This is a genomic window from Anaerococcus obesiensis ph10 (assembly GCF_000311745.1).
Lineage (GTDB): Bacteria > Bacillota > Clostridia > Tissierellales > Peptoniphilaceae > Anaerococcus > Anaerococcus vaginalis.
The window spans coordinates 107,450-132,961 of the sequence record NZ_HE978532.1; the positions used below are offsets into that span (position 1 = coordinate 107,450).

Annotated in this window: 21 protein-coding genes and 1 pseudogene; 3 read left to right on the top strand and 19 right to left on the bottom strand. The window is 30.2% G+C overall.

The genetic code is table 11. The annotated features are described in order from the left end of the window. Window positions 1–20: 20 nt before the first annotated feature. The 8 genes from HGAG_RS11740 to HGAG_RS06635 all read right to left on the bottom strand — a co-directional run bounded on the left by HGAG_RS11740 (window position 21) and on the right by HGAG_RS06635 (window position 9,874). Window positions 21–641 carry an FGGY family carbohydrate kinase gene (locus HGAG_RS11740; RefSeq protein WP_019118424.1) on the bottom strand — a complete coding sequence of 207 codons (621 nt, stop codon included), beginning with the start codon at window positions 639–641 and terminating at the stop codon, window positions 21–23. Window positions 642–707: 66 nt separating this feature from the next. Beyond that, complete coding sequence (locus tag HGAG_RS06605) at window positions 708–1,355, bottom strand: L-fuculose-phosphate aldolase (RefSeq protein WP_019118425.1); 648 nt, start codon at window positions 1,353–1,355, stop codon at window positions 708–710. A 13-nt stretch (window positions 1,356–1,368) separates the two neighbouring features. After that, complete coding sequence (locus tag HGAG_RS12105) at window positions 1,369–3,132, bottom strand: ATP-binding cassette domain-containing protein (RefSeq protein ID WP_019118426.1); 1,764 nt, start codon at window positions 3,130–3,132, stop codon at window positions 1,369–1,371. Between the two features lie 18 nt (window positions 3,133–3,150). After that, window positions 3,151–3,579 (bottom strand): L-fucose mutarotase, encoded by a 429-nt coding sequence (gene fucU / locus HGAG_RS06615; protein ID WP_019118427.1) that lies wholly within the window; start codon window positions 3,577–3,579, stop codon window positions 3,151–3,153. 9 nt (window positions 3,580–3,588) lie between these two features. Then, complete coding sequence (locus HGAG_RS06620; protein ID WP_019118428.1) at window positions 3,589–5,373, bottom strand: L-fucose isomerase; 1,785 nt, start codon at window positions 5,371–5,373, stop codon at window positions 3,589–3,591. 20 nt (window positions 5,374–5,393) lie between these two features. After that, entirely contained in the window at window positions 5,394–6,809 is a 1,416-nt protein-coding gene (locus HGAG_RS06625) for a rhamnulokinase (RefSeq protein ID WP_019118429.1), read from the bottom strand. Window positions 6,810–7,101: 292 nt separating this feature from the next. After that, window positions 7,102–8,523, bottom strand: a complete 1,422-nt coding sequence (nhaC, locus tag HGAG_RS06630; protein WP_019118430.1) for a Na+/H+ antiporter NhaC — start codon at window positions 8,521–8,523, stop codon at window positions 7,102–7,104. Beyond that, the gene (locus tag HGAG_RS06635) at window positions 8,510–9,874 is read right to left on the bottom strand and encodes an alpha-L-fucosidase (protein WP_019118431.1); all 1,365 of its coding nucleotides are present in this window, start codon (window positions 9,872–9,874) and stop codon (window positions 8,510–8,512) included. The genes nhaC and HGAG_RS06635 overlap by 14 nt, the downstream gene beginning before the upstream one ends. Window positions 9,875–10,217: 343 nt before the next feature. Here HGAG_RS06635 and HGAG_RS12510 point away from each other — a divergent pair. From HGAG_RS12510 to fucO, 3 genes and pseudogenes are all read left to right on the top strand, one after another. After that, a pseudogene (locus HGAG_RS12510) lies at window positions 10,218–10,403 on the top strand (DeoR family transcriptional regulator); the annotation flags it as partial. Next, window positions 10,376–10,918, top strand: a complete 543-nt coding sequence (locus HGAG_RS06645) for a DeoR/GlpR family DNA-binding transcription regulator (RefSeq protein ID WP_280101270.1) — start codon at window positions 10,376–10,378, stop codon at window positions 10,916–10,918. The pseudogene HGAG_RS12510 and the gene HGAG_RS06645, both read left to right, overlap by 28 nt. A gap of 65 nt (window positions 10,919–10,983) precedes the next feature. Then, window positions 10,984–12,132, top strand: a complete 1,149-nt coding sequence (gene fucO, locus HGAG_RS06650) for a lactaldehyde reductase (RefSeq protein WP_019118434.1) — start codon at window positions 10,984–10,986, stop codon at window positions 12,130–12,132. 164 nt (window positions 12,133–12,296) lie between these two features. Here fucO and HGAG_RS06655 read toward each other — a convergent pair whose 3' ends face one another. From HGAG_RS06655 to HGAG_RS06705, 11 genes are all read right to left on the bottom strand, one after another. Next, window positions 12,297–13,217: a nucleotidyltransferase family protein gene (locus tag HGAG_RS06655; RefSeq protein ID WP_019118435.1), complete on the bottom strand. Its 921-nt coding sequence runs from the start codon at window positions 13,215–13,217 to the stop codon at window positions 12,297–12,299. Window positions 13,218–13,219: 2 nt separating this feature from the next. Further along, complete coding sequence (galE, locus tag HGAG_RS06660) at window positions 13,220–14,245, bottom strand: UDP-glucose 4-epimerase GalE (RefSeq protein ID WP_004839236.1); 1,026 nt, start codon at window positions 14,243–14,245, stop codon at window positions 13,220–13,222. A gap of 11 nt (window positions 14,246–14,256) precedes the next feature. Continuing rightward, entirely contained in the window at window positions 14,257–15,357 is a 1,101-nt protein-coding gene (locus HGAG_RS06665) for an ABC transporter ATP-binding protein (protein WP_019118436.1), read from the bottom strand. A gap of 11 nt (window positions 15,358–15,368) precedes the next feature. Further along, window positions 15,369–15,548 carry a DUF6903 family protein gene (locus HGAG_RS06670; RefSeq protein WP_004839238.1) on the bottom strand — a complete coding sequence of 60 codons (180 nt, stop codon included), beginning with the start codon at window positions 15,546–15,548 and terminating at the stop codon, window positions 15,369–15,371. Window positions 15,549–15,550: 2 nt separating this feature from the next. Further along, the gene (gnpA, locus tag HGAG_RS06675; RefSeq protein ID WP_019118437.1) at window positions 15,551–17,710 is read right to left on the bottom strand and encodes a 1,3-beta-galactosyl-N-acetylhexosamine phosphorylase; all 2,160 of its coding nucleotides are present in this window, start codon (window positions 17,708–17,710) and stop codon (window positions 15,551–15,553) included. Continuing rightward, window positions 17,707–18,561: a carbohydrate ABC transporter permease gene (locus HGAG_RS06680; RefSeq protein ID WP_019118438.1), complete on the bottom strand. Its 855-nt coding sequence runs from the start codon at window positions 18,559–18,561 to the stop codon at window positions 17,707–17,709. The genes gnpA and HGAG_RS06680 overlap by 4 nt, the downstream gene beginning before the upstream one ends. Before the next feature lie 9 nt (window positions 18,562–18,570). Further along, complete coding sequence (locus HGAG_RS06685; protein ID WP_019118439.1) at window positions 18,571–19,461, bottom strand: carbohydrate ABC transporter permease; 891 nt, start codon at window positions 19,459–19,461, stop codon at window positions 18,571–18,573. Window positions 19,462–19,514: 53 nt separating this feature from the next. Continuing rightward, entirely contained in the window at window positions 19,515–20,912 is a 1,398-nt protein-coding gene (locus HGAG_RS06690) for a carbohydrate ABC transporter substrate-binding protein (protein WP_019118440.1), read from the bottom strand. Between the two features lie 239 nt (window positions 20,913–21,151). After that, window positions 21,152–22,783: a hypothetical protein gene (locus tag HGAG_RS06695; RefSeq protein ID WP_019118441.1), complete on the bottom strand. Its 1,632-nt coding sequence runs from the start codon at window positions 22,781–22,783 to the stop codon at window positions 21,152–21,154. Next, complete coding sequence (locus HGAG_RS06700) at window positions 22,773–23,498, bottom strand: ABC transporter ATP-binding protein (protein WP_019118442.1); 726 nt, start codon at window positions 23,496–23,498, stop codon at window positions 22,773–22,775. Before HGAG_RS06700 ends, HGAG_RS06695 begins: the two co-directional genes overlap by 11 nt. A gap of 94 nt (window positions 23,499–23,592) precedes the next feature. After that, the gene (locus tag HGAG_RS06705) at window positions 23,593–25,284 is read right to left on the bottom strand and encodes a Na/Pi cotransporter family protein (RefSeq protein ID WP_019118443.1); all 1,692 of its coding nucleotides are present in this window, start codon (window positions 25,282–25,284) and stop codon (window positions 23,593–23,595) included. Window positions 25,285–25,512 lie beyond the last annotated feature (228 nt).

A 25,512-nucleotide genomic window follows, 5' to 3' on the forward strand; every position in this document is an offset into this window, starting at 1 on the left:
TCCAAGATTTTTAATCTCATCTAAATCATTTGTTTTTTCAAAAAATCTTTATTATAATTTAAGCTATCATCCACAGGAAATATTCCAGAAGCATCTCCTATGCCTACAACTTTTTTGCCTGTTAGCAAATAATGTATATATGATGATAGGGTACAAATATAATCAACATCTTTTACAAAATTTTCTTTATTCAATATAGCCTCATAAAAATGGGCAAAAGACCATCTATGAGGAATGTTATATTCATAAAGTTCACTCAAAAACAAACTTGCCTTATCAGTATTAGTATTTCTCCACGTTCTAAAAGGAGTAAGTAAATTCATATTTTTGTCAAAAGCCAAAAGTCCATGCATCATCGCAGAAATTCCAATGGCTTTAAAATTTGAAATTTTATAGCCATAATCTTTAAAAATATTTTCCTTTAAATTTTTAAATGAACTTTGAAGCCCCTTTGTCAATAAATCAAAATCATAAGTCCAATAGCCATTTTCAAATTTACTTTTCCATTCATATATTCCATTAGAAATTATTTTTGCTCTATTATCAATCGCTATAGCTTTTATCCTAGTAGATCCAAGCTCAATTCCTAAATAAATATTATTTTCTTTGACTTTTTCCAAAAATAAATCTTTATCGTACATTTTCCCTCCACAAATAAAAGCTGTTGCCAATAAAATTAAAATTTTATATAGCAACAGCTAATTTAATTATTCTTTTACTTGTCCATATTCTTTAAATTTAACAAGCATTTTTGTCATTTCATCGTCATCTAAAATAACAGGTTTTCCAATAGATTTTGCCATGTAATATATTTTTGCACAATACTCAACTTCATCAATTATATTAAAGGCATTCGCAAGCGAATAAGAGCCAGATAATATTCCGTGATTTGCAAGTAAAACTGCATATCTATCTTTCATAGCTTCATAAGCATTTTCTGCTAATTCTTTTGTACCAAATGTTGCATACTCTGCACACTTTACATCAACTCCTGCAACAGCTATCATATAATGAGCAGGTGGCAAAGTTTCTCTTAAAGTTGCTACAACGGTACTATAAGTTGTATGTGCATGAATAACTGCTGTTATATCATCTCTATTTTTATATTGGATTGCATGCATATACCATTCGCTTGAAGGTTTTTTATCCCCTTCTAAAATAGTACCATCTAGTTTCATAGTTACTATATCTTCTACTTTAATATCAAAAAAATCAATTCCTGAAGGAGTAATCAACATTTTTTCTTCTGATGGAATATATACACTTAAATTTCCACCTGTTCCTTTAGTTAATCCTACTTCTACTAATTTTTTTCCATATTCAATTAACTCTTGTTTTAAATTTTCATGTGACATTTTTTTTCCTATTTTATTCGTATAGTAGTGATTTTACTTCTTTACTATCAATATTTTCAGCGTTATACCAAACTGCTCCTGTATCAATATCTTCTACTTTTTCACCTTTTGAAGCTTTAACTGCAAGCTCAACTGCTTTGTATCCTATAGAAATTGGATCTTGTGTAATTGAACCAAATAAAACACCTTTTTTGATTGCGTCGATTTGGATTGCACCAGAGTCAAAACCAACTCCTATAATTTTATCTTTTCCAAGTTTTCCACCAACAGCATTGTCAGCATTTATAATAGATTTTGCTGCAAATTCGTTAGAACCGTAAATTGCTATTAAGTCTTCTTTGTTTAATAAAGTTTGTGCTTGAGTTTGTCCTTCTGCATCAGTTACGTTAGCTGGAACTGCTAAATCTATTACTAAAGCAGCATCTTTTTCTTTTACATCATTTGCAAATTTATCATTACCTACAACAGCGATTTTATCTTTTAAATTGTCAAGTTTTGAAGCTTGTTCAACCATTTTATCTATAAAACCTTTTGTTCTATCACTGATTGATGCTGAGTTTACTTCTTGAGAAACAACTCCAACTCTTACTTTTTTATCAACTGAAGCTTTTTTCAATTTTGCTTCTATTTCTGGATATAATTTATCAGCTGCCATGGCTGAAGCTGCTATATTATCTGTAGCTGCTGTAGCTTTAATTGTTCCTTCTGGAGCATTTGGAACACCAGAATCAAATCCAACTACTGGAATTTTATCATCTTTTGCTTGTTTTAATAAATCAATTGATGCTTTTGTATCTAAAGCTGCGTATGCTATAGCTGCTGGTTTTTTGTTATATAATAAAATTTCTCCTGAGTCTAATTTATCTGCACCAAATATAGCTCTTGCAACTTCTGTTCTTCCAGAGCCCATTAAGCCTGCCATTCCAAGAATTTCTCCTTTTTTTAGAACAAAACTTACATCTCTAATTTTTTTGCCTCTGTTAAGATTTTTTACTTCAAGAACAACTGCCGCATTATCTGCAATACTTGATTTTGTTTTTGGTTCAACATAAGAAACTCTACCAACCATCATATTGATAAGTTCATCTCTACTTGTTTCTTTTGTATTTACAGTTCCTACATATCCACCATCTCTTAGAACAGTAATTCTATTAGATATTTTTCCTATTTCATCCATCCTGTGTGAAATATAAATTATTCCAACGCCCTTTTTTTGTAAGCGATCAATAACTTTAAATAAATGTCCAATTTCTTCTTCTGTTAATGATGATGTAGGTTCATCAAATACAATAACATTTGCATTTAAAGATATAGCTTTGGCAATTTCTGTCATTTGTTGGATGCCAACTGGCAACTCTCCAACTACAGTTCTAGGATCTACGTCAACTTCAAGAATTTTGAAAAGCTCTTTTGATTTTTCAATCATCTCTTTGTCGTTTATAATCTTACCATTCATAGATTCTCTTCCAATAAATATATTTTGTGCTACTGTAAGATCATTTAGCATATTTAATTCTTGATGAACTATCGCAATTCCTACTTCTTGTGCTTGTTTAGTATTGTCAAATTTAACATCTTTTCCTAGATAAGTCACTGTTCCACTTTCAAGTGAATAAACACCTGTAAGTATTTTCATTAAAGTTGATTTTCCAGCTCCATTTTCTCCCATCAAGGCATGAACTTCGCCAGATTTCAACTCTAAGTTTACATTATTTAAAGCCTTAACATTTCCAAAAGTTTTGGTAATATTTTGCATTTTTAATAAAACTTGTTCCATAAATCCTCCGAATTTATTTTATTTTACTACACCTTTTTTGAGGATTATGTTAGCATAAAGAGCTGTTTCGCCAGTGTGAACTACTGCAAAAGCCTCTTTTGCTCTTTCGTAGAATTTAAATCTTTCTATATTTCCTATAGTATAATTTTCTTTAGATTCATCTAATACTTTTTTATAATCTTCCCATATTTCAGGCTTATAAGTATCGCCCGGAGTTACTTCCATTAAGAAAACTTGTTCGTCTGAATAATCAGTATCAAGAGGGAAAAGAACTAATATAGATTTTAATAAATCCGTAACTCCGGTACTATCACATCTAACAACTTTATCGTTAATTCTTTCAGATGGAAAATTTCCATCTGAAAGAACTATTTCATCACCATGTCCCATTTCATCTAGAACTTTTAAAAGCTCTGGTGAAATATTTTTTGGAATATTTTTTAGCATTGCTTGCTCCTAACCTTTGTATAGTGGTCCAAAATATTCACAAGCTCTATAATCTACACTTTCAAGATCTTTTGTACCAAATCCATTAAATGTTTGTGGTCTAAATACATCTTTATCTTCAACGTTGTGTAATGAAACTGGAATTCTTAACATACTTGCTAAAGTTATGAAGTCTGCTCCTACGTGTCCATAAACTGTTGCCCCGTGATTTGCTCCCCAGTTTGCCATTACTTTATATACTGATTCAAATCCTTCCATGCCTAAACGTGGTGCAAACCATGTAGTTGGCCAGGTTCTATCTGTTCTATCTTCTAGAATTTGTGATTCTTTATCTGGAAGATTTACTGTATATCCTTCAGCAATTTGAATTGTTGGACCAACGCCTTCTACCATATTAACTCTTACCATAGTAACTGGCATTTCTGCATTTGTTCTAAAGTGTGATGAGAATCCGCCGCCTCTAAAATATTGGTGGTTTGCTTGACACCAATCTGTGTTATCAAGCATTGCTTTTATATCTTCATCTTTTAAATCCCAGAAATGTTTCATTATAGAATTTCCGTCATCATCTTTTGCAGCTCCTGTTGCATCTAAGCAAGTAGCTCCTGAATTTATTAAGTGGATAATTCCATCTTGACCTTTTCCTTCTAATTGATAGCCTGTAACTCTTTTAACAGAATCTTTTGACCAATATGTTCTAACATCTGAGAATATTGGAGCTCTGTTTGTTAAAAGTGTTCCAAACAACATTGCAACTCCATTTAATGTATCATTTTCTGTTGCGAATGCTGTTGGAGCTTTTGGTCCATTCCAATCAAAAGTTGATGCCATAATTGATTCTGTAAAGTCAGCATTTGGTAACCAATCTGTCCATTGTCTTTGACCTTGGAATCCTCCTGCTATAGCATTTTTACCTAGTGCTTCTTCTGACCAACCAATTTCTGCAAGCTTTGGATTTCCAAATAAAATATCTCTTACTATTAGGGCATGTTTTAAACAGAAATCCCATTCTTCTTCGTAAGGTACAACTTTTGATCTCATTAGATTTTCTTGTAACTCTAATGTTTCATTTATATTAAATCCTTCTTTAATATATTCTTTTTGCCATTTTTTAGCTTTTTCAAATTCTTCATGATCATAAATTCCTAGTTTCATTCTTCTAAGAATTTCTGTCATGTCTACCCATTCAGTTCTCATTCCCAAATAATTTTGGAAGAAAAGTGCGTTTGCGTCAGAACCTGCTATACCCATAGAGATTGCACCAATATTTACATAAGCCTTATCTCTCATTTGTCCAACAGCGATAGCAGCTCTTGCAAATCTTAGAATTTTTTCTTTTACATCATCTGTAATTGAATTATCATCTGCTTCTTGAACTTCTGAGCCATAAATTGAAAATGCAGGAAGTCCTCTTTGTGCATAAGCTGACATTACAGCTGCAAGATAAACAGCTCCTGGTCTTTCAGTTGCGTTTAATCCCCAAACAGCTTTAAGTGTTTTTGGATCTAAATCCATTGTTTCTGTACCATAGCACCAGCAAGGTGTAACGCTTAAAGTTGCTACAACATTTTCTGTTGAAAATTGCTCAGCACATTGTTTACTTTCTGCAGAACCTCCTATTGTTGTATTTGAAATTACACATTCTACAGGTTCTCCATCAGCATATCTTAAATTAGATTCGATTAATTCTTTTGCAAGATGTGCCATGTTCATTGTTTGTTCTTCAAGGCTTTCTCTAACTCCGCCCCATCTTCCGTCAATTATAGGTCTAATACCAATTCTTGGATGTGTCATATTATTTCCTTTCTTAATTTTTATTTTATAATAGGTAAATATTCAACCGTTTTAAAACCGTCAGTTACTATTTGCCTAATATTTTCTTTTTCATTCATGTATTCTAATTGAGCTAAAATGTTTCCAACAGCCGTAGCTTCCTTTGGTCCTGCTATAACTTTAATTTTAAGTTTGTCGGCTATCATTTGACATAATACCTTGGATTGAGAGCCCCCACCCATTACATGAATTTTTGTAAATTTTTCACCTAAACAGCTTTCAATATTTTCAACAACTGATTTGTAATTTTCAACTATGCTTTGATATATTATTTTGAAATAATCTGTTTTTTCTTTTATGACTTTATTTTCTTTTTCCTCAAAATACTTATCTAAATCATAAATAAAATTATTAGATTCCTTAGTGAAAACTTCATAATCGACATCAATTATATATTCATCACTAATAGTGGAATTTTCTACAAGATTTGTTATTTCATCAAAAGAAAACTTACTTTTATCTTTTTTTACTAGGTGATCTCTAAGCTTTTCTATTAAATATAAACCTGTTACATTTTTGAAAAACATATTTTTATTATCATAACCGGTTTCATTTGTGAGCGAATAATTATAAGCTTGGTCTGTTAAAATCGGCTTATCATTACAACAACCAATCAAAGACCATGTTCCACTTGATAAAAACAAGCAATCCTCATTTGTATAAGATTCGGTAACATAAACAGCACTTGCTGTATCATGACTTGCAACAGAAATTACCTTTATGTCCAAATCTCTAAGAGAATCTATCAAGGAGTTTTTTGTACTTCCAATAACAATTTTATTATTAATTATCTCTGGCAATAAGTCCTCATTAAGACCTAAATCCTTAACTAATTTCCTATTCCAATCACCAGCTTTTAGGTCAAACATTTGACTTGTTGAACAAATAGTTATCTCACCATATTTTTTGCCTGTAAGCAAATAATTTATAAGATCAGGTGTCATCAATAATTTATCTGCTTTTTCATAGAAATCATTATTTTCTATTTTTACAGTTTCTAATTGAAATAAGGTGTTAATACTCATTATTTGATTGCCAGTTTTTTTGAACAAGTCGCTGAAATCGATTTTCTCTTTCATTGATTTAAAGCCTATTTCACAAGATTCATCCCTATAAGATGTAGGGTTATAAATAAGAGAACCAGCCTTATCAATTAATCCAAAATCTACTCCCCAAGTATCAACTCCAATAGTTTCAATTTCATCTTTGTATTCTAAAATTGTATTTTCTATTTTAGAAAGCATCCCTTCTAAATCCCACTGTTTTCTTCCATCAATATCTTTAATAACATGGTTAAATCTAATTACTTCTTCAGTTACAAGTTCTCCCATATCTATGTAGCCAAGAATTGCTCTAATAGAAGTAGCTCCCATATCTATGGCTAAAGATTTTTTCATTTACACCTCCTCATGATAATGTTTTCTTATCGCATGTATGATATCATTTATATCAGCTTTTGTAAATATTGAAACAAATATTTACATTAATTCAAAATAATTCAAATTAAATTTCAAAACCATTCATTGTTCCCACAATTATAATTGCCTTTGCAACTATAAAATCATAATTTTTTCTAATTTAAAATATACCAAGCTTTCAGCACATGGAAATAAAGAACAATAAAATGCCAGAGCTTATTCTTAAAGTTCTGGCATTTATACAATAATATATTTTACTTAATTTTTTATATTATATATTTTCAATTTCATCATAGAAACAATTCTTTCCTGTAATAGCCCATATAATAGCAATAACAAAGTTTATAAAATGCATAAACATAAATGGAACATACTCAGCATATGGCACCCCTAATGTTGTTGACATGTAAATCCCTGTTGTTGTCCATGGTAAAAGTGGTTCAATCATAGTTCCAAAGTCTTCTATTGATCTACTCAAAACTTTTAATGGAATTTTCTGATCTCTATATTTTTGTTTAAAGGCATTTCCAACAATCATAGCTGTTGCGTACTGATTAGATGTTGTTCCATTAATAATCGCTGAAGAAATTTGGGATGCGATTATTGTTTTTGACCTTGTATTTATATTTGTAAAGATTGAATCCATCAACACTTCCATTGTGTTAAGAACATTTATAGCACCTATAAAAATAAATACCCATATTGTGATCGTTACTGCATTAGTCATGCTGGCCATGCCGCCTCTGGTAAGTATCACTGATACGCTTTCCGGTATGTTATTTGACCAAGTTATCATGTCTATATTGAATCCATTGGTTAAGGTTTCATACATATTATCAAATGTAAAGTTTTGAACTGCTAGTCCTAATATACACGCAACAACTACTGATGATAGTGTCGCAACTAATGAAGGTTTTCTCATTATAGAACCAACTAAGATTATTATAGGTGGTAGTAGTAATAGAATATTAAAATTAAATATGCTATCTAATGATAAAAGTATAGGTTCAACAAATGAAGATGTATCCACGGACTTAACAGGATATACTATACCAATAATTAAATATATAATCGCTGATATAATTATTGAAGGGCCTGTAGTTCTCAACATAGAGCTAACATGATCCCTAACATCTACACCTGCACCCATAGCAGCCATAATAGTTGTATCTGATATTGGTGACTGTTTATCTCCAAAATAACAACCACTTATTATTGCTGAAGCTAGTATGGCTTGATTGGCATTTATAGCACTTCCGATTGCTATCAAAACTATTCCTATTGTTCCAGCAGAGCCCCATGAGGTTCCTGTCAGTATAGAGAATAACGCACATAGGAATAAAGCAATAACATAAATTAAATTTGGATTTATTATTTTCAATCCATAATAAACTAACATAGGTATTGTTCCAGAAAACACCCAAGCGCCAACTAATAAACCGATAGCTAAAAGCATGTGTATAGCAGGTAATGCTTCTAGAGTTTTTTCTCCTACACTTTTTTGAATCTCCTCCCAACTAATACCATTTATAAGCATAAAAAATATGGTTATAATGGAAGCAAATACGAATATCAATTCTAATGGCATAGAGGACTTATCTAGTGCTTGAGGTCTAATCACCATACCATAAAGTATTAGTAACATTAATACAAAAAAAGGAAAAAGCGATTTAGATTTACTATTTTTTGTCATTTTCTACCTCCAATTTTAATACATACGTTTCAAAATCTATATTTTTTAGTAACAAGTTTTTATAAACATCTTCGGATGGAATATCTATACCTAACTCTTTTCCATGTTGTTCGAATTTAATTTCTTTATCTAACCCTAAAATTTTAATGCTTTTAACTTTATAATCTTCTCCTAGTTTCACATTTATATGGTTATCAACATCAAATACGAACACATATATATTATTCTCTTTTACAGTTGAATCATAGTTTTTCACATAATCAAGACCTGATTTTGTTGAATATATACTCTCAGAATTTATATCCATCCATTTTCCAATTTGTTGTAATCTCTCTTCTTGAATCTCAGGAATACGCCCATCTGCAGTAGGTCCAACATTCAAAAGAAAATTTCCACCTTTACTTATAACATCTACTAATATCTTTATTAAAGATTCAAAAGTGTTGTAACTGCTAGCATCTTCAGCCCTATTGTAGCCATAAGATTGACCTATACCCCTACTTTCCTCCCATGGATGATTAATAAATCCATCTACATCGTTATACTCAGTAGAATAATAGTCCCCATGGTTGCCAGGCATACCTTTAAAAAATCTGTCGTTTACAACAACTTCATCTTTGACTGGACTTTCATTATAAAGCCACGCTAAAAAATCTTTTGTCTGTGTATATTCCTCACTTAAATCCCATTCTCCTCCATCAGAAAAAATTAAAGTCGGGTGATAATTGTTTACTAATTCTTTTAATTGAGGTATAAGAATTTCATTCGGATAATCACCTTCATTAATGCCGTATTTATCAACATCTTTCTGAGGTATGAAATGTTCTCCATTTACCCTATGACTTCTATTTGTTTCCCATTCAATTATTGAATAATAAAGACCCATCTTGAGATTCTCTTTATCAAAAGAATTTTTCAAACTACCTAATAAATCAATTTTAGGGCCAATGTCTGTTACTCTCCAATTTTTCTTATGTTGATTTTCTGTAGGCCACAAACAATAACCATCATGATGTTTACTAGTTACTACAACATATCTGGCTCCTGCTGAGCGGAATAACTTAGCCCATTTGTCTGAATCAAATAGTTCAGCATTGAAACTTTTAGCAAAATCTCTATACTCGAAGTCTTCACCATAATGCTCTTTATGGAAATTTTTGTCATGATTTCTATATTTCCCATATACACTTGCATAATACCATTCGGCATATGATCCAAACAACGCATTCTCTAATCCCCTCCAACTAGGCACAGAATACACGCCCCAGTGAATAAAGATACCAAACTTATCATCACCAAACCATTTGGGTATTGGCCTTGAATCTAAGCTTTTCCATGAATTTTCATACATAATTATTAACCTTTCTAATCATTTAGTTATACAACATTATTTAAAGTAAATGGATTTTATTTAAATAAAATCTCTCAATTATTAAAACTTTTATCAATCTCCTATAAAATATCCCTCCTTTATCTAGATATCGATTTCCTTGTATTTAAAATGATAACATACAAATGTAGATTTGTGAACATTGAATCCAATTTTGGTAATCATTCGTAAAAACCATTCAATTATTTCATTTGTGTTTAATATCGTTCATGTGTTATAATAAATTATACTTAAAAGGAGAAATTATGATTCCAGACGAAAGAATGTATGAAATTCTTGGGATACTTAAAAAAAAGAATTTGTTAGTATACAAGAAATCTCAGAAAAATTATTTATTTCAATATCTACAGTTAGAAGAGATTTAATAAACTTAGAAAAATCCGGTGCCATATGTAGAGTCAGAGGCGGGGCATCTATTGTTAAAGAAAAAACCAAATTCAACCCAGCCATGTCAGGAGTAAGATTAACACTGTTGAAAAAAGAATCATAGCTGATTTGGCTGTTGATTTTATCAAAGAAGACATGTCGATTTTTATGGATGCTTCGTCCACAGTTCAATCTTTGTGCCCAAAATTAGATAGGTTTAATAGACTTATAATCATTACAAACTCAGCCTTAATACCTTACACACTCAAGGATAACAAGAACATTAACTTATATTGTTCAGGTGGGTTTTTAAACCCTAATTCACTTTATTTTATAGGCAGTGCTTCATCTAGGTTTATATCAGAGTTTTCCACTGACCTTTATTTCCTATCATGTAAGTCTATTGATTTTGACAATATCTATGATGCTGACTATGAACAAATCCAGATAAAGAAAATTATGATAAAGAATTCAAAGAAGACTATTCTTTTGGTTGATTCTTCTAAGTTTGATGAAAGCTCGTTCATAAAGCTCTCTAGTTTGGGGGAAATTGATCATATTATTACCGATAAAAAACCTAATAATTTTGAAAAGTTTGATATGTATATTAGAGAAAAATTTATTTGGCCTGAAAATTAAAAATTGACAAAAACGATATCCTAAATTATAATGAACTAAAATAAACTATTTTAAAGGAGAAAATTATGGGTTACAAATTTGTTTTGAACGAAACTAGCTATCATGGATACGGAGCTCTTGATGGCATAATAGAAGTTATTAATGACAAGGGATTTAAAAAAATAGCAATTTTTGTTGATTCTTTCTTAAAAGAAAACAATATCGCTAAAAAAGTTACCGACAAAATTGATGCACTTGATGTAGAATATACTTTCTACACAGACATCAAACCAAATCCAACAATCAAAAATGTTCTTGGCGGACTTAAAGTTTTAAAAGATTTTGGTGCTGATGCAGTTATAGCTATTGGTGGCGGTTCTGTAATTGATTGTTCAAAAGCTGCTGCGATTATAAATACAAATCCTGAATTTGAAGATGTTAAAAGCCTTGAAGGTCTTGCTGAAACTAAAAATTCTGCAACTCCAATAATCGCTGTTCCTACTACAGCTGGTACAGCTGCTGAGGTTACAATTAATTATGTAATAACTGATGAAGAACTTGAAAGAAAAATGGTTTGCGTTGATCCTCATGACATTCCAATAGTTGCAGTAGTTGCTCCTGAAATGATGGAATCAATGCCAAAATCTCTTACAGCAGCAACAGGAATGGATGCATTAACTCACGCTATCGAAGGTTATATTACAAAAGGCGCAAATGATCTTTCAGATATGTTCCATATCAAAGCCATTGAATTAATAGCAAAATATCTTCCATTAGCTGTTAACAATGATAAAGAAGGAAGAGAAAAAATGGCTCTTGGTCAATACGTTGCTGGAATGGGATTCTCAAATGTTGGACTAGGTTTAGTTCACTCTATGGCTCACCCTCTTGGAGCAGTTTATGATACACCTCACGGAGTTGCAAATGCAATTATTCTTCCAAAAGTTATGGAATTTAATGCTGAAGCAACTGGAGAAAGATACAAAGAAATTGCAAAAGCTATGGGTGTTAATGATGTTGACTCAATGAGCCAAGATGAATATAGAAAAGCTGCTGTAAAAGCTGTAAAAGATCTTGCAAAAGAAGTTGGTATACCTGAAAATCTAAAAGAAATCGTTGATGAAAAAGATTTAGATTTCTTAGCAAAATCTGCTTTTGAAGATGCTTGCTTGCCAGGAAATCCAAGAGATACAAATCAAGAAGAAATCAAAAACCTTTATAAAGAATTATTATAAATCCACATTTAAATAGTGCAAAAAATACCAAATTTACGAAACTAAATTTGGTATTTTTATTACTTATTAAATTTCTATTAACATAACATATAAAATTTTTACAAAATTCCTTAAATCAAAAATCAAACTAAAAAACACCAAAAATTATTTTGGTGTTTTTAAATTTATTTTTCCCAAATATTATCTGGGTATAATCCTTGGTCGAACATTTTTTGGAAGGATTTTTGTGCTGGGACCAGGTCTTCTTTGTAAGTTATTCCTATCCACTTGTCATTTGTTGGAAGAATTGTTACATCTGCTTTATTTTCTTTTATTAGCTCTCCTATCATTTCTGGAAGAACGTATTCGCATGAATCTAAATTTTCTTTATTTTTTTCTAGATATTTTATAAAATAATCTTCACTCATATCAATAAATTCTGGGAATGATGCCCAAAGGTTCATTGATACTGTTGTTTCTAGATTAAGTATATCGCTATCTAAATTCTCTTTACTTGATATTTTTCCATCTTTTTCTAATTTTATTTCGTGAGTTTCTATTATGTCTACTAGTTTATTTTCTTCGTTTCCTATAGATACTCCTCTTGTAACAGCTCCCTTATCTGATAGGGTGTTTTTTAATTTATATCCTGCCATAGCTATTTGTAACTTGTCGTCGATTTTTTTATCGCTTGTTACAAGAAATTCGTGTAGGGAATCAAACACGCCTTTTCCATAATAATCGTCTGCGTTTATTATTAAAAATGGTTCTTTTACTATATTTTTTGTAGATAGTAAAGCATCAACTGTTCCCCATGGTTTTTTTCTGTCTTTTGGACTTTCAAATCCTTTTGGCAAATCCATATCTTGGTAAGCGTATTCTACTTCTACTATTTTTTCAATTCTATTTCCAATTATTTCTTTAAAGTCTTCTTCTATATCTTTTCTAATTATAAAAACAACCTTATTAAATCCAGCTTTTATTGCATCATAAATTGAATAATCTATTATGGTATAACCGTTGTCATCCATTTTTGCAAGCTGTTTTATTCCTTGTCCATATCTTGAGCCAATTCCTGCAGCAAGAACTACTAATGTTGTATTCATTATTACTCCTTTTCTTCGTAACCGTTTGGATTTTGTGATTGCCATCTCCATGAATCCTCGCACATCTCATCAATGCCTTTTTCTGCTTTCCATCCTAATACTTCGTAAGCTTTGCTTGCATCTGCAAAACATTTTGCTATATCTCCTTCTCGTCTTTCTACAATTTTATAGGAAATTTTCTTGCCACAGGCTTTTTCAAATGCTTTTAAAACTTCAAGTACAGAATAACCATTGCCTGTTGCAAGATTTATAATTGAAACTCCTTCTAGCTTATCAATTTTATCTACAGAAAGCACATGGCCTTTTGCAAGATCTACTACATGAATGTAATCTCTAACTCCTGTTCCATCAACTGTATCATAATCATCTCCAAAAACTCTCAAATAGTCAAGTTTTCCTACAGCAACTTGGGCGATGTATGGTAAAAGATTGTTTGGAATTCCTTGTGGATCTTCTCCAATTTTTCCTGATTCATGTGCTCCTATCGGATTAAAATATCTCAAAAGAACAACTTTCCATTCGGGATCTGATTTTTGTAAATCTGTCATAATTTGTTCCATCATGGATTTTGTCCAACCATACGGATTTGTGCAAATTCCTTTTGGAAAATCTTCAGTAATTGGAACTTTTTCTGGATCTCCATAAACTGTTGCAGATGATGAAAAAATTATATTTTTGCAAGAATATTTTCTCATAATCTTTAATAAGGATAAGGTTCCACTTATATTGTTATGATAATATTCTAGAGGTTTTTTCACTGATTCTCCTACAGCTTTCAAAGCTGCGCAGTGGATTACTACATCTATATTTTCTTTTTCAAAAACTTCGCTTAATTTTTTTTCATCAAGTATATCAGCTTCATAAAAAATTATATTTTTGCCAGTAATTTCCTCTACTCTTTTTACAGAAATTTTTGATGAGTTTGTTAAATTATCATATACTATAACCTTGTAATTTTTATTTAATAATTCAACTGCTACATGGCTTCCAATATAACCTGCTCCACCGGTTATCAATACATTTTTCATTTAAAATCTCCTTATAGAAGAATATTTTTTTGACTTTCTTTATCAAAGAAATGCATTTTTTCTTCGTCTAGGTATATTTTTATTTCCTTATTCTTTTCCAATAAATTTTCAACGCTCAAAGCGCAAGTAATTTTTTCTTCTTTGCACTTAATATAAGCATATTGTTGAGCTCCTAATAATTCTACAAAATCAACTTGTCCTATTAATGTTGAATTAGTTTTTCTAAATCCATCATATATATGCTCAGGTCTAATTCCACAAACAATATCTTTTGATAAATATCCTAAATCTTGAAGTTTTAATGCTTTTTCTTGACTAATATGGAATTTTACATTTTCATTTTCCATATAATAATCGTCATCTTCTTTTATTATTTTACCACTTATTAAATTCATTTGTGGAGAACCAATGAAAGTTGCTACAAATAGATTTTCTGGTTTTGAATAAACGTTTATAGGAGTATCTACTTGTTGGATAACTCCGTTATTCATAATAACAATTCTATCTGCCATAGTCATTGCTTCTGTTTGATCGTGGGTTACATATATAAATGTTGTTGCAAGTTGCTCGTGAAGTTTTGATATTTCTGCTCTAGTTTGCACTCTAAGTTTTGCATCCAAGTTACTAAGAGGCTCGTCCATCAAAAATACTTGAGGATTTCTTACAATCGCACGACCTAAGGCTACTCTTTGTCTTTGACCACCAGAAAGAGCTGCAGGCTTTCTATCAAGATATTGTTCTAGTCCCAAAACTTCTGCTGCCGCTTTTACTTTTCTATTTATATCTTCTTTTGGAACTTTTGCAATTTTTAAAGCGTAGCTCATATTATCTTTTACAGTCATTTGTGGATAAAGAGCATAATTTTGAAATACCATTGCTATATCTCTATCTTTTGGTTCAATATCATTTACTAACCTATCTCCAATATATAGCTTTCCTTTTGATATTTCTTCAAGTCCTGCAACCATTCTAAGAGTTGTAGATTTTCCACAACCAGATGGCCCAACAAAAACAATAAACTCTTCATCTTTTATTTCTAAATTAAAGTCATTTACAGCAGTAAATTTATTATCATATATTTTATAAATATGCTCGAATTTTAATCCAGCCATATCAAACCTCCTTAAACATGTCTTCTATTATATAAAAACAAAACTAAAAGCATAAGCGCTAGTGAAACAAATTGAATTAAAAGTGGGCCATAGCCTGCTTTTCTATGTCCTACAAATTGCAAAATAACTCCAAGAACAAATATTATAAAAAGTACAATATTATTTAATTTTTCTTTTTTGTAATAATCCATATTTACTCCTCAAACCAGATAATTTCGCCTGCATCAATTTCTATTTCGTGCGCATTTTTATCTCCATCATAAACAATAGATTTTACTTTTTCATTTGAATTGTTTATTACACAATATTTAGAAATTTCAGGATAAGCAGTTACTTCTAGCCTAATGTCTTTAGCAAAATATTTTTCTAAAATATCTTCCTTATGAGAAACATAGTGAATAGCTCTTTTTAACAATCTTGTATTTTCTAAACTATAGGAAAGGCCCATAGCATAAAAACTTCTTCCTTTACCATAATCATTTGCTGCCATATAGACTTCATTATTTTCATATTTTAATATTTGAGTCTTTTCATTTATCGCATAAACATTTGGTTTTTCTTCACCATATTTATATTCTTTTAAATCTTTTGTTATAAAATGATCTTTAGTTTCTTGTGTAAAATATCTATCAAATCCTTGTGAAAATCCTTTTTCAACATCAACTCCCAATACATCTGCAAGTTGGAAAAATCTTCCTTGATGTTGGTAAGCACTTGGCTCTCCTATTCCAATAAAACCTCCGCCTTCATAAACAAATTTTCTAATATTTGCAAGAACTTCTGGATCTAAGAAATTTTCTCCACCAGAAAATGCAGTATAAGCATCTCCAGCATTAATTATTACATCAATGTCCTTATCAATTCCTTTTTTTACATCTTCAAAATTAATAAATTTAACATCCATGTCCATACCAGAAAGTGCTTCAATTATTCCACTGTATGAATAAGCTAATTTAAACCATTTTCCATGAGCTACAACATAAGCTCCCCAAGTTCTTATAGAGCCCCAAGAATTTAAAATTGCAACTTTACAAGCCTTATAAGGTTTTGCCTTTGATGAAATATCATAAATTTCTCTAAATTCATCTGCAACTTTTGTTATATAATCAATAAATTTTGGAAATTTGTAAGCAAGAGATAAGTATCCGCCATATCCAATCCTATCAAGAGGATTTCTCAATAAAGCACGTCTTGCCTTTACCCAATTATCTTTTGCTTCAATTGATGGGTCATTTCCTTCATAAAATTCATCTGGGAAAAAGTATGGTAAAAATCTCCCCTCTGTCATAGGAACATCTATATCTGAAATTATTCTTAAAGTTGCTCCATCTCCAACTGAACCAACAACTCCATCAAGTCCTATATTTTTAAAATATTTTCCATAAGGCTCTGTTCCAATCCAATGATCTCCCAAAAACATTATTGCTTTTTTGCCATATTTATGAACAAGATCAACTAATTTTTTTGCCTTATTAGAAACAAATCTTTGTTGAAAATCAATGTAATCTAAATATTTTTTGCTTGGTATTCTGTAATTACTATTATAAAAACCTTGGTCAACAAAATCTTCACTTGTTAATCTATAACCATATTCTTTTTCAAAAGCAATCATAGCCTCTGGGGAAACGCTGTTTGAATATCCAAACCAATCTACATATTTTTCCTTAGCATCTTCATTAAAGAAAAGCGAAAATTGATAGAAGAAAGTTGTAAATCTTACTACATTTGTTTTTGGATTTTCTTGTAACCATTTTTCTAAATTTTTTTCTACAAATTCGCTAGATTTTTCATATCTAACATCAAAAGGAATATGATGAGCAACTTCATCTCCCCAATCATTTGTTATGTGATTGTACATTTGAACTGGATCCCAAATTCCATAAGCCAAAAAGTTTACTGTATAAACATGATAAGGAATTGTTTTTACACTAACTATATCTTTTTCTTTATCAATTTCCCAATTTGAAGGATCAACTACTTCGCCTGTGCTTCTATCATAAACTTGCCACCATTTTTTTGGATCATAATCATAATCAGCTATTAATTGTTTTTTGTAATAGCCTTTTAGAAAATCTATTTTTGTAATATTGCTAGTTGCTGTTACAAAATCACTTATCAAGAAAAATCTAGATCTTTCAAAAGGAACAGTTTCTGCAAATTCGTTGTGACCACGAGTTGGAAAGAAGTTTGTATATATGTCAACTCCTTCTATATCTTTAATCTCATCTGGAAGATATGTTCCATCAGAATCTCTTATTGCATCTGCTCCAAGCTTTTCAAGCATCTCGCAAGTTTCATCATAAAAATTAGCTTCACTTGGAAGAGTCAATCTTCCTCTTTTTTTATCTATCATCCCTTATCTCCTCCTACCATCATTCCTTCAGTAAGTTGTTTTTGAACTAAAATATAAATTATTAATGTTGGTATCATTACAATTACTAGACCTGCGTAAAGTCTTCCATAATTTGCTGCTCCTCTTGCTGCTTGTTGAAGATTTATTAATCCAACTGGCAAGGTTCTTTTTGATGGATCAGTCATAAGAGTTAGGGCTAAAATATATTCATTCCAAAACATCAAAAAATTAAACAAAATAACTGTAATAACTGCTGGTCTTGCCATAGGTATCATTATGTCCATCATAGTTCTATAATAACCAGCCCCATCAATATAAGCTGCCTCTTCATAAGATTTAGAAATTGATGAGAAAAAGTTTGTCAAAAGATAAACTGTAAATGGAACTGCTGTTGACGCATATATTAATGCAAGGACAAATCTATTATTTAATAAAGCTAATGGAATAGATTTTGAAACATCTCTTAACATCAAAAATATTGGTATAACGATGTATGACAAGTTTATAAATAAACCTGCTTTTATATATGAAGTTACGAATCTTCTTCCTTTAAATTGCATTCTTGCCAAAATATATGAAAATGGAAGTGATATAAGCAAAAGCAAAGCCAAAGCAATTGCTGTAACTATCAAAGAATTTAAAAAATAATCTCCCATATTAGCAGCGGCCCATGCATCTTTAAAGTTATTTAAGTAAAAACTCATAGGCAAGGCCCAAGGGTTGCCATAAAATTCTGGATTTGTTTTTATTGATGCCATAAAAACCCAAAAAACTGGGACTAAAATTGATAAGGCAAAAATAACCAAACACAAATAAATAAATATATTAAAAAGTTTTGATTTTTTCTTCATTTTTTTCTCCTAGTATTGCATGATATCTCTTTTTGTCAATCTATGAATTATTGCTGAAAGAATAAAAGAGAATAAGAACACGACAACACCAATAGCAAGTCCATAACCAAAAGATGAATTGGTGTAGGCTTGTTCATATTGATAATTTAATAGGGTAAGACTTGCACCATCAGGTCCTCCGCCTGTCAAAGCTTTTATAATTTGGAAAGCTATGTTGATATTTGAAATTACATAAAATGTTAATGTAGTTCTAATTGTTTGCCATGTAAGTGGTAAGGTAATATCAAAAAATTGGCGAATTTTTCCAGCTCCATCGAGATTTGCTGCCTCATATAAATGTTCAGGAATTTGACTCATAGTTGACATATACATTACCATATAATATCCAATCGCTTGCCAAATCATCGCAAAGCCAATTGAATAAACAACATACATCCTATCTCCTAAAAAAGGAATGTTTGTATGATTACTATTAAATAATCTCATAAATCCATTTATAAGACCTTGATCCATTCCATAAATTGCTGCAAAAATTGATGCAATAACTGCTATAGAAAGGATGTTTGGTATATAAAATATAATCCTAAAGAAATTTTGGCCTGCTATTTTTTCTCTTGATAAAATTGATGCGAAAATAATTGCCAAAAACATAGTCACGATTGTAACTATTACTATTAAAAATATTGTATTTTGAAAAGACCTAATAAAATTACTATCAGAAAATAATAATTTAAAATTAGCTAGACCAACAAAAGTTTTATTTCCAGATAAGCCCCCCGTTTTAAACAAAGACTCATAAAATACATTTATGGTAGGATAGACCATAAAGATAGTATAAAGTATCAATGAAGGTAATAATCCGAATACTATAAATCTTTTTTTCTCCTTACTATTTCTCATAATATCTCCTTATAAAAATTTAAGGCGGAATAGACCGCCTTAATTATTTTCAATTACTTTTCAGCTTTTACAGCTTCTGATATTTTTTGTGCAGCAGAAACTACATCTTTTTGCCAATCTTTTACAGATTTATCTTTATTTGCTACTGAGTTTATAGCATCAAATAATTCTTTTGACATATCTACACCTTCAACTGCTGGAGCTGCTGCCCATCCACCTAGAGCTGCTTTTACATCATCGCCATAGATTGAATAGAATAATTTTTGATTTTCATCTGTTATCATATTTTCAACATCGTTGATTGGTTGAACTGCTCCACCGTTTTCTATAAATGCTTTTGCTGCTTCGTCTGAATACAAGTAAGCAAGAAATTCTTTAGCAAGTTCTGGTTCTTTTGCAGTTTGTGTTACAAATATTTGTTCAAACCAAGAATATGCATATCTTTCGCCGTCTTTCATTGAAGGAAGTGGCATAAAGCCCCATTCAAATCCATCAGCAACGCCTTTTGCATCTTTCATTTCTTCAACTACCCAAGTTCCATTTGGCATAAATAATGCTTCGTTTTTCATAACTTGTAGTTGGTTTTGTGTAAATGATTCGTTGTTAGCTTGAGCTACTGTATTTGGATTTAAGTATTCCAAAATTTTTCCTACTGTTTCAAAATATGGTGTAGCTTCATTTTCCCAAGCTTTTGCATCGTAGTTCATCAACTTATCAAATAATTCATTTCCACCAATGTTGTAGAACATTGCAAATGAGAATGTGTCAAAATATCCTGTTGTAGGATATGTAAATAATGAAATTTTATCTTTTTTAGCTTCTTCACCAAGTGCTAAAAATTCATCCATTGTTTTTGGAAGTTCATATTTTCCGCCACCATCTTTAAACATTGCTTTGTTATACCAAAGTCCTGTTGGTGAATAGAATAATGGAGCAAGATATGTTTTGCCGTCGCCGTAAGGATTTGTTACAGCAGTATCTGTAAATCCTGGAATTATTTTTTCTCCTACAGTTTTTTCTTCTCCTGGAACTTTTTTGTCCAAAACATCGCTTATATCCATAAGCATTTTTTCTTTAATCATTGTTTCTGTAAGACCTGATTCTTGTCCAATATTATTATAAATTACGTCAGGAGCATTTCCTGCTTGAATTTCTGGTCTTATTACTTCGTGAATATTTTTTTCAAATTTTGCTTCTACTTTTGCGCCTGTCTTTTTTTCAAAGTTAGCTATAACTTTTTTCCAGCCTTTTGTTCCATATCCGCCGTCAAGACCTGCTAGTGTTAATGTCTTACCTTCGAAAGCCTTTTCAGAATTATCTGAACTTTTTTCAGTTTCTGAAGACTTGTTTGACGCTGCATTGTTACTAGTATCGTTTGCTTTATTATTTCCACAAGATGTAAGTGCAAATACTGCTAACAATGCCACCAAAGTTGTTTTCCATTTTTTCATATTTTCCTCCTCGTATATGGTAATTACCTATATTGTTATTATAATTAATAACTTTCAAAAAGTCAAGAATTTTTAGAAACATTTTCAAGGCTTAGAGTGTGAAAATACTTTCAATTTTTCCTTTTAAAAATACCGTTTTCTAGGAAATAATTTCAAAATTTATTTTTTATTTTGAATTTTAGTAAAAAAATAGAGTTCGATAAATAAACTAATCTTTTTTTATCAAACTCTTGTATTTTTTATAAATCATAAAATCCTTTTTGATATTTTTTCAAACATGATTTGTATAAAAAAATTATAGAAATTATTATTAAACTTATTACAAATAAAAATCCCAAGTAAACATTTGTAAAATTATAAATTAAATACGCAAAAACTCCAACTATTGTCATTATTATTCCACTAATTACATAATAACCTACGTTTTGTGATGAGCCTTTTGTAAGATCTCTTTCTTTTTGCCAATGAATGTTGACTGAATTTGCATCCATCAAAAGTCCCAAAAAAGATGAAACAAGACTTGCAAGTGTAAATCCCAAAAAAATTACAAAGCTTACAAGAATATTTATTTTAATTATAAATTTTAATACCATACAAAATGAAATATTTATAATTAAATTTACAAGATTTATTGATAGGGCTCTTCCCAAAATATTTTCTTTTGGGCTTATTGGCAAGGTTAGGGTTTGGTACAAGCTTTCTCCTTCTCTTGAAAGGGAAGAATTTATTGCCAAGTCGTTTGCTGTTATGAAAAATCTAAAGACAAATGCTCCAATAATTATAAATAAATATATTTCTACATTTGAAATATCAAGTTTTTTTATAAAATCAAACATTTCAATTGTCCCAAATCCCCATATACATGTAAAAATAATCATAGATGAAATAATTGGAAACAAATATACTGGACTTTTTATAATAGTTTTAAAGTCTTTTTTAAAAATCGCTATTATAGTTGATGATTTTTTGCTTGATATTTTTATATTTTTCTTGTGAATTTTTCTTTTTTCATTTCCTAATAGGGAATCAAAATATATTTTTGATGCAAGCTTTGCCAAAATGTATAGGATTAAAAAAGTGTATATATAAAGAAGGAAAGTATAAATAATAAAATCTATTCCACTTCCTCCTAAACTTTTTCCGTAAATTCTTGTATGGAAAAATATAAGTGACAGCTTATCTTTATGGTCAAGAAAAAATTTTGTTACTAGCTTGATTATACTTACATCTCCATTTTTCCTATAAGAATAAAAATATATAAAGCCCAAAAGCAAAAGCAAAAATCCATATCCAATAAATTTTAAACTGGTTTTGTAAAATCTTATGTTTGAATACCTCATAATTACCATTATAAAAATAGAAATTATGGCAACTGATGTTACAAATATTGGAAATGAATTTATTATCAAGCCAAAAAATTTAATAAAGGAAAATCCCATATTAAATATATAAACCAAAATCATCAAAATATAAAAATAAAATATTTCAAATTTGGATAAAACTATGGCAAGAAATTTTGACAAATAAATTTCTTCATCTTTTATTGGCATAGTCATCAAAATATTTGTGTCCTTGCTTTTTGAATAATCAGAAATCAAATCAACCGCCGATAAAATTATTGTAAAAATACTTATAAGTAAACTGGCAGATAAAAAATAGGAATATTCATCATTTTTACTTAAATACGAAAACGCCAACAAAGAAAATGTTGCAAGTCCCATAACAGTATAAAATCCATACATCAAAAGTATGTATAAAATCCTCAGTGTATAATCATTTGGAAGTCCATAAACTTTTGTTCCTGGCAAATATTGGGCGATTTCTTCCTTAAAATTTTTCCTAAAAAGAATTTTTAATCTTTTATTTTTCATCTGTAAGCTCCAAAAATAATTCTTCTAGGGATTTACTTTCATTAAGATTTGCTCTCATTTCTGAAAGCGAACCTACTGCTACAATTTTTCCTTTGGAAATTATAGCAAGTCTATCACAAATATTTTCAGCAACTTCCATAATATGAGTTGAAAAGAAAACCATCTTTCCTTCATCTTTTCTTTCTTTCATTATTTTTTTAAGATTAAAAGAAGATTTTGGATCAAGACCAACCATTGGCTCATCTAAAATCAAAAGATCTGGATTGTGGATAAGGGATGCAATTATTGCAAGTTTTTGTTTCATTCCATGAGAAAATGAAGAAATCAAATCAGCCATAGCCTCTCTTATATTAAAATAATCAAGATAAGTATTGAGCCTTTCATCTCTAGTTTTTTCATCAATTCCATAAATATCTGCCACAAAATTTATATATTCAACTCCTGTAAATTTATCAAATAAATCTGGATTATCGGCAAGATAGGAAAATTTATTTTTGTATGAAATAGGATCATCTTCTAATTTTAATCCATCAATACTGATCTCTCCTTTTGTTTTTTTGATAAGACCTACAATTGCCTTTATAGTTGTAGATTTTCCAGCACCATTTGGCCCCAAAAATCCAAAAATTTCTCCATTTTTCACTTCAAAAGAAATATCATCAACGGCAAGCTTGCCATTATTGTATTTTTTTGTAAAATTTTTAACTTCTAACATAAAATCTCCTTTATCTTAAACCCTAGAAAATATTTACCCAATATTTACACAAAAAAATCTCACAGAATTTTCCGTGAGATTTTTAAAAATTTATTTAATTTATGTCATCAATTTTAACAACTGGCTTTTCGTATTCGCCGTGAACCTTTACAGGATCAACTGTTAGACGAGCAATATTGAAGGCATGGTCTCCAATTCTTTCTACTGTTGATGCAATATCGACAAAAACTGAACTTGCAACTGTAGATAATTTTTCGCCTTCGGTAAGTCTTCTATAATGAGATCTTCTTAAATTTTGTTCTAATAAATCCAAGTTTGCCTCATCTTCTCTGAGAGTTTCGTACAAAGCTGAATCTTCAGATTCAAAAACTTCTATGGCATTTACATAGTTATTAATTACAAGCTCATAAATACTATTTAAATCAGCCAAGGCCTCATCATTATATTTTTCTCCTGCCTCATTTATTTCATCAAAATATTCTCCAAGATTTTGAGCAAGGTCTGAAACTCTTTCTACATTTATTTGTACTTGTAAATAATTGTGAATTTCTCCCTCAAGCTCACTTACCAAATTTGATTTAGAAATATCTAAGATATATTTTTGAATTTTTGTATCCATTTCATTTACCAAAGCCTCAGCTTGATTGGCAGTTGATAAATCATTTTTATCTCTTGAATTTAAATATTTTTGAGTTGATTTTATAGTTTCAAGAGCAATTTTACTTTCTTTTATAATGGCAGTTTTTGCTTGGTCAAGAGCTGCTGCTGGGAAAGTATTTATTAGACTTTCTTCAAGTTCAATGTCTGAAACGTCAGAGAAAATTGAATCTTTACCAGGAATAATTTTGTGAAGTATTGTTGATACTTGCTTAATAATTGGAACAAATAAAATCATACCCACAAAGTTAAATGAAAAATGTCCCAAGGCAATTGTCATCATAGGATTAAAGGAAAATTTATCAGAAACAAAAGAAATAAATCCTTCGTAAGGCACCAATAATAGCAAAAATATTGCTGAAATTAAAACATTAAACAATACATGAAATAAACTTGTTCTTTTTGCAGACAAAGAACCACCCAAAGATGCAAGAATTCCAGTTATACAAGTTCCGATATTTGCTCCAAATAAAAATCCTAAAGAAAGATTCAAGCCAATAGCTCCAGACGCATACAAAGATTGAACAATACCAATAAAAGCAGATGAAGATTGAATAATAGCAGTAAGAACTGCTCCAACCAAAACAGCAATTATAGGATTTTTGCCAAGATTTGTAACTATATCTTCAAAGCCTGGAATATTTTTAAGCTCAGCAAGGCTATCTCCCATCATTTTTAGACCAATAAATAAAAGTCCAAAACCAATTAAAATTTCTCCAATATATTTGCCCTTTCTCTTTTTTGAAAATAAAAAAACAATAACTCCAATAAGGCAAATAAAATAAGATAAATAATCTAAATTAAAACCAATCAAAACAGCTGTAACAGTTGTACCAATATTAGCACCCAAAATTACACCGATTGCTTGCTCAAGGCTCATCACACCTGCCCTAACAAAAGAAATAGCTATAACGGTGGTTGCTGATGATGATTGAATTAATCCTGTAATAACAATTCCAACTAGAATTCCCTTAATAGGATTTGACGTATACTTTTCTACATATCCCCTAAGTTTTGGTCCAGCAAAATTTGTAAGAGAATCCCCCATCAAATTAATACCGAACAAAAATATTGCAAGTCCCCCTGCAATAAGGTTCCATTGCAAAGACGATAAAGTCGATAATTGCATAATTCCTCCAAATAATTTTTTTAAGATAAAAGATTTTTCAAAAATCTCACCTAGTTATAATATTATCATAAAAAATATAAAACAACAATTGAAAAATAAATATTTCAAACAAAAAAACAAATTAAAATCAGACAAATATTTTCCCCTTTTAAAAATTTTTATCTGCTAAAAAATCTTTTAAAAAATAAACCAAATTATAATTAAAAATAAAAAAATCTTAAAAAATAA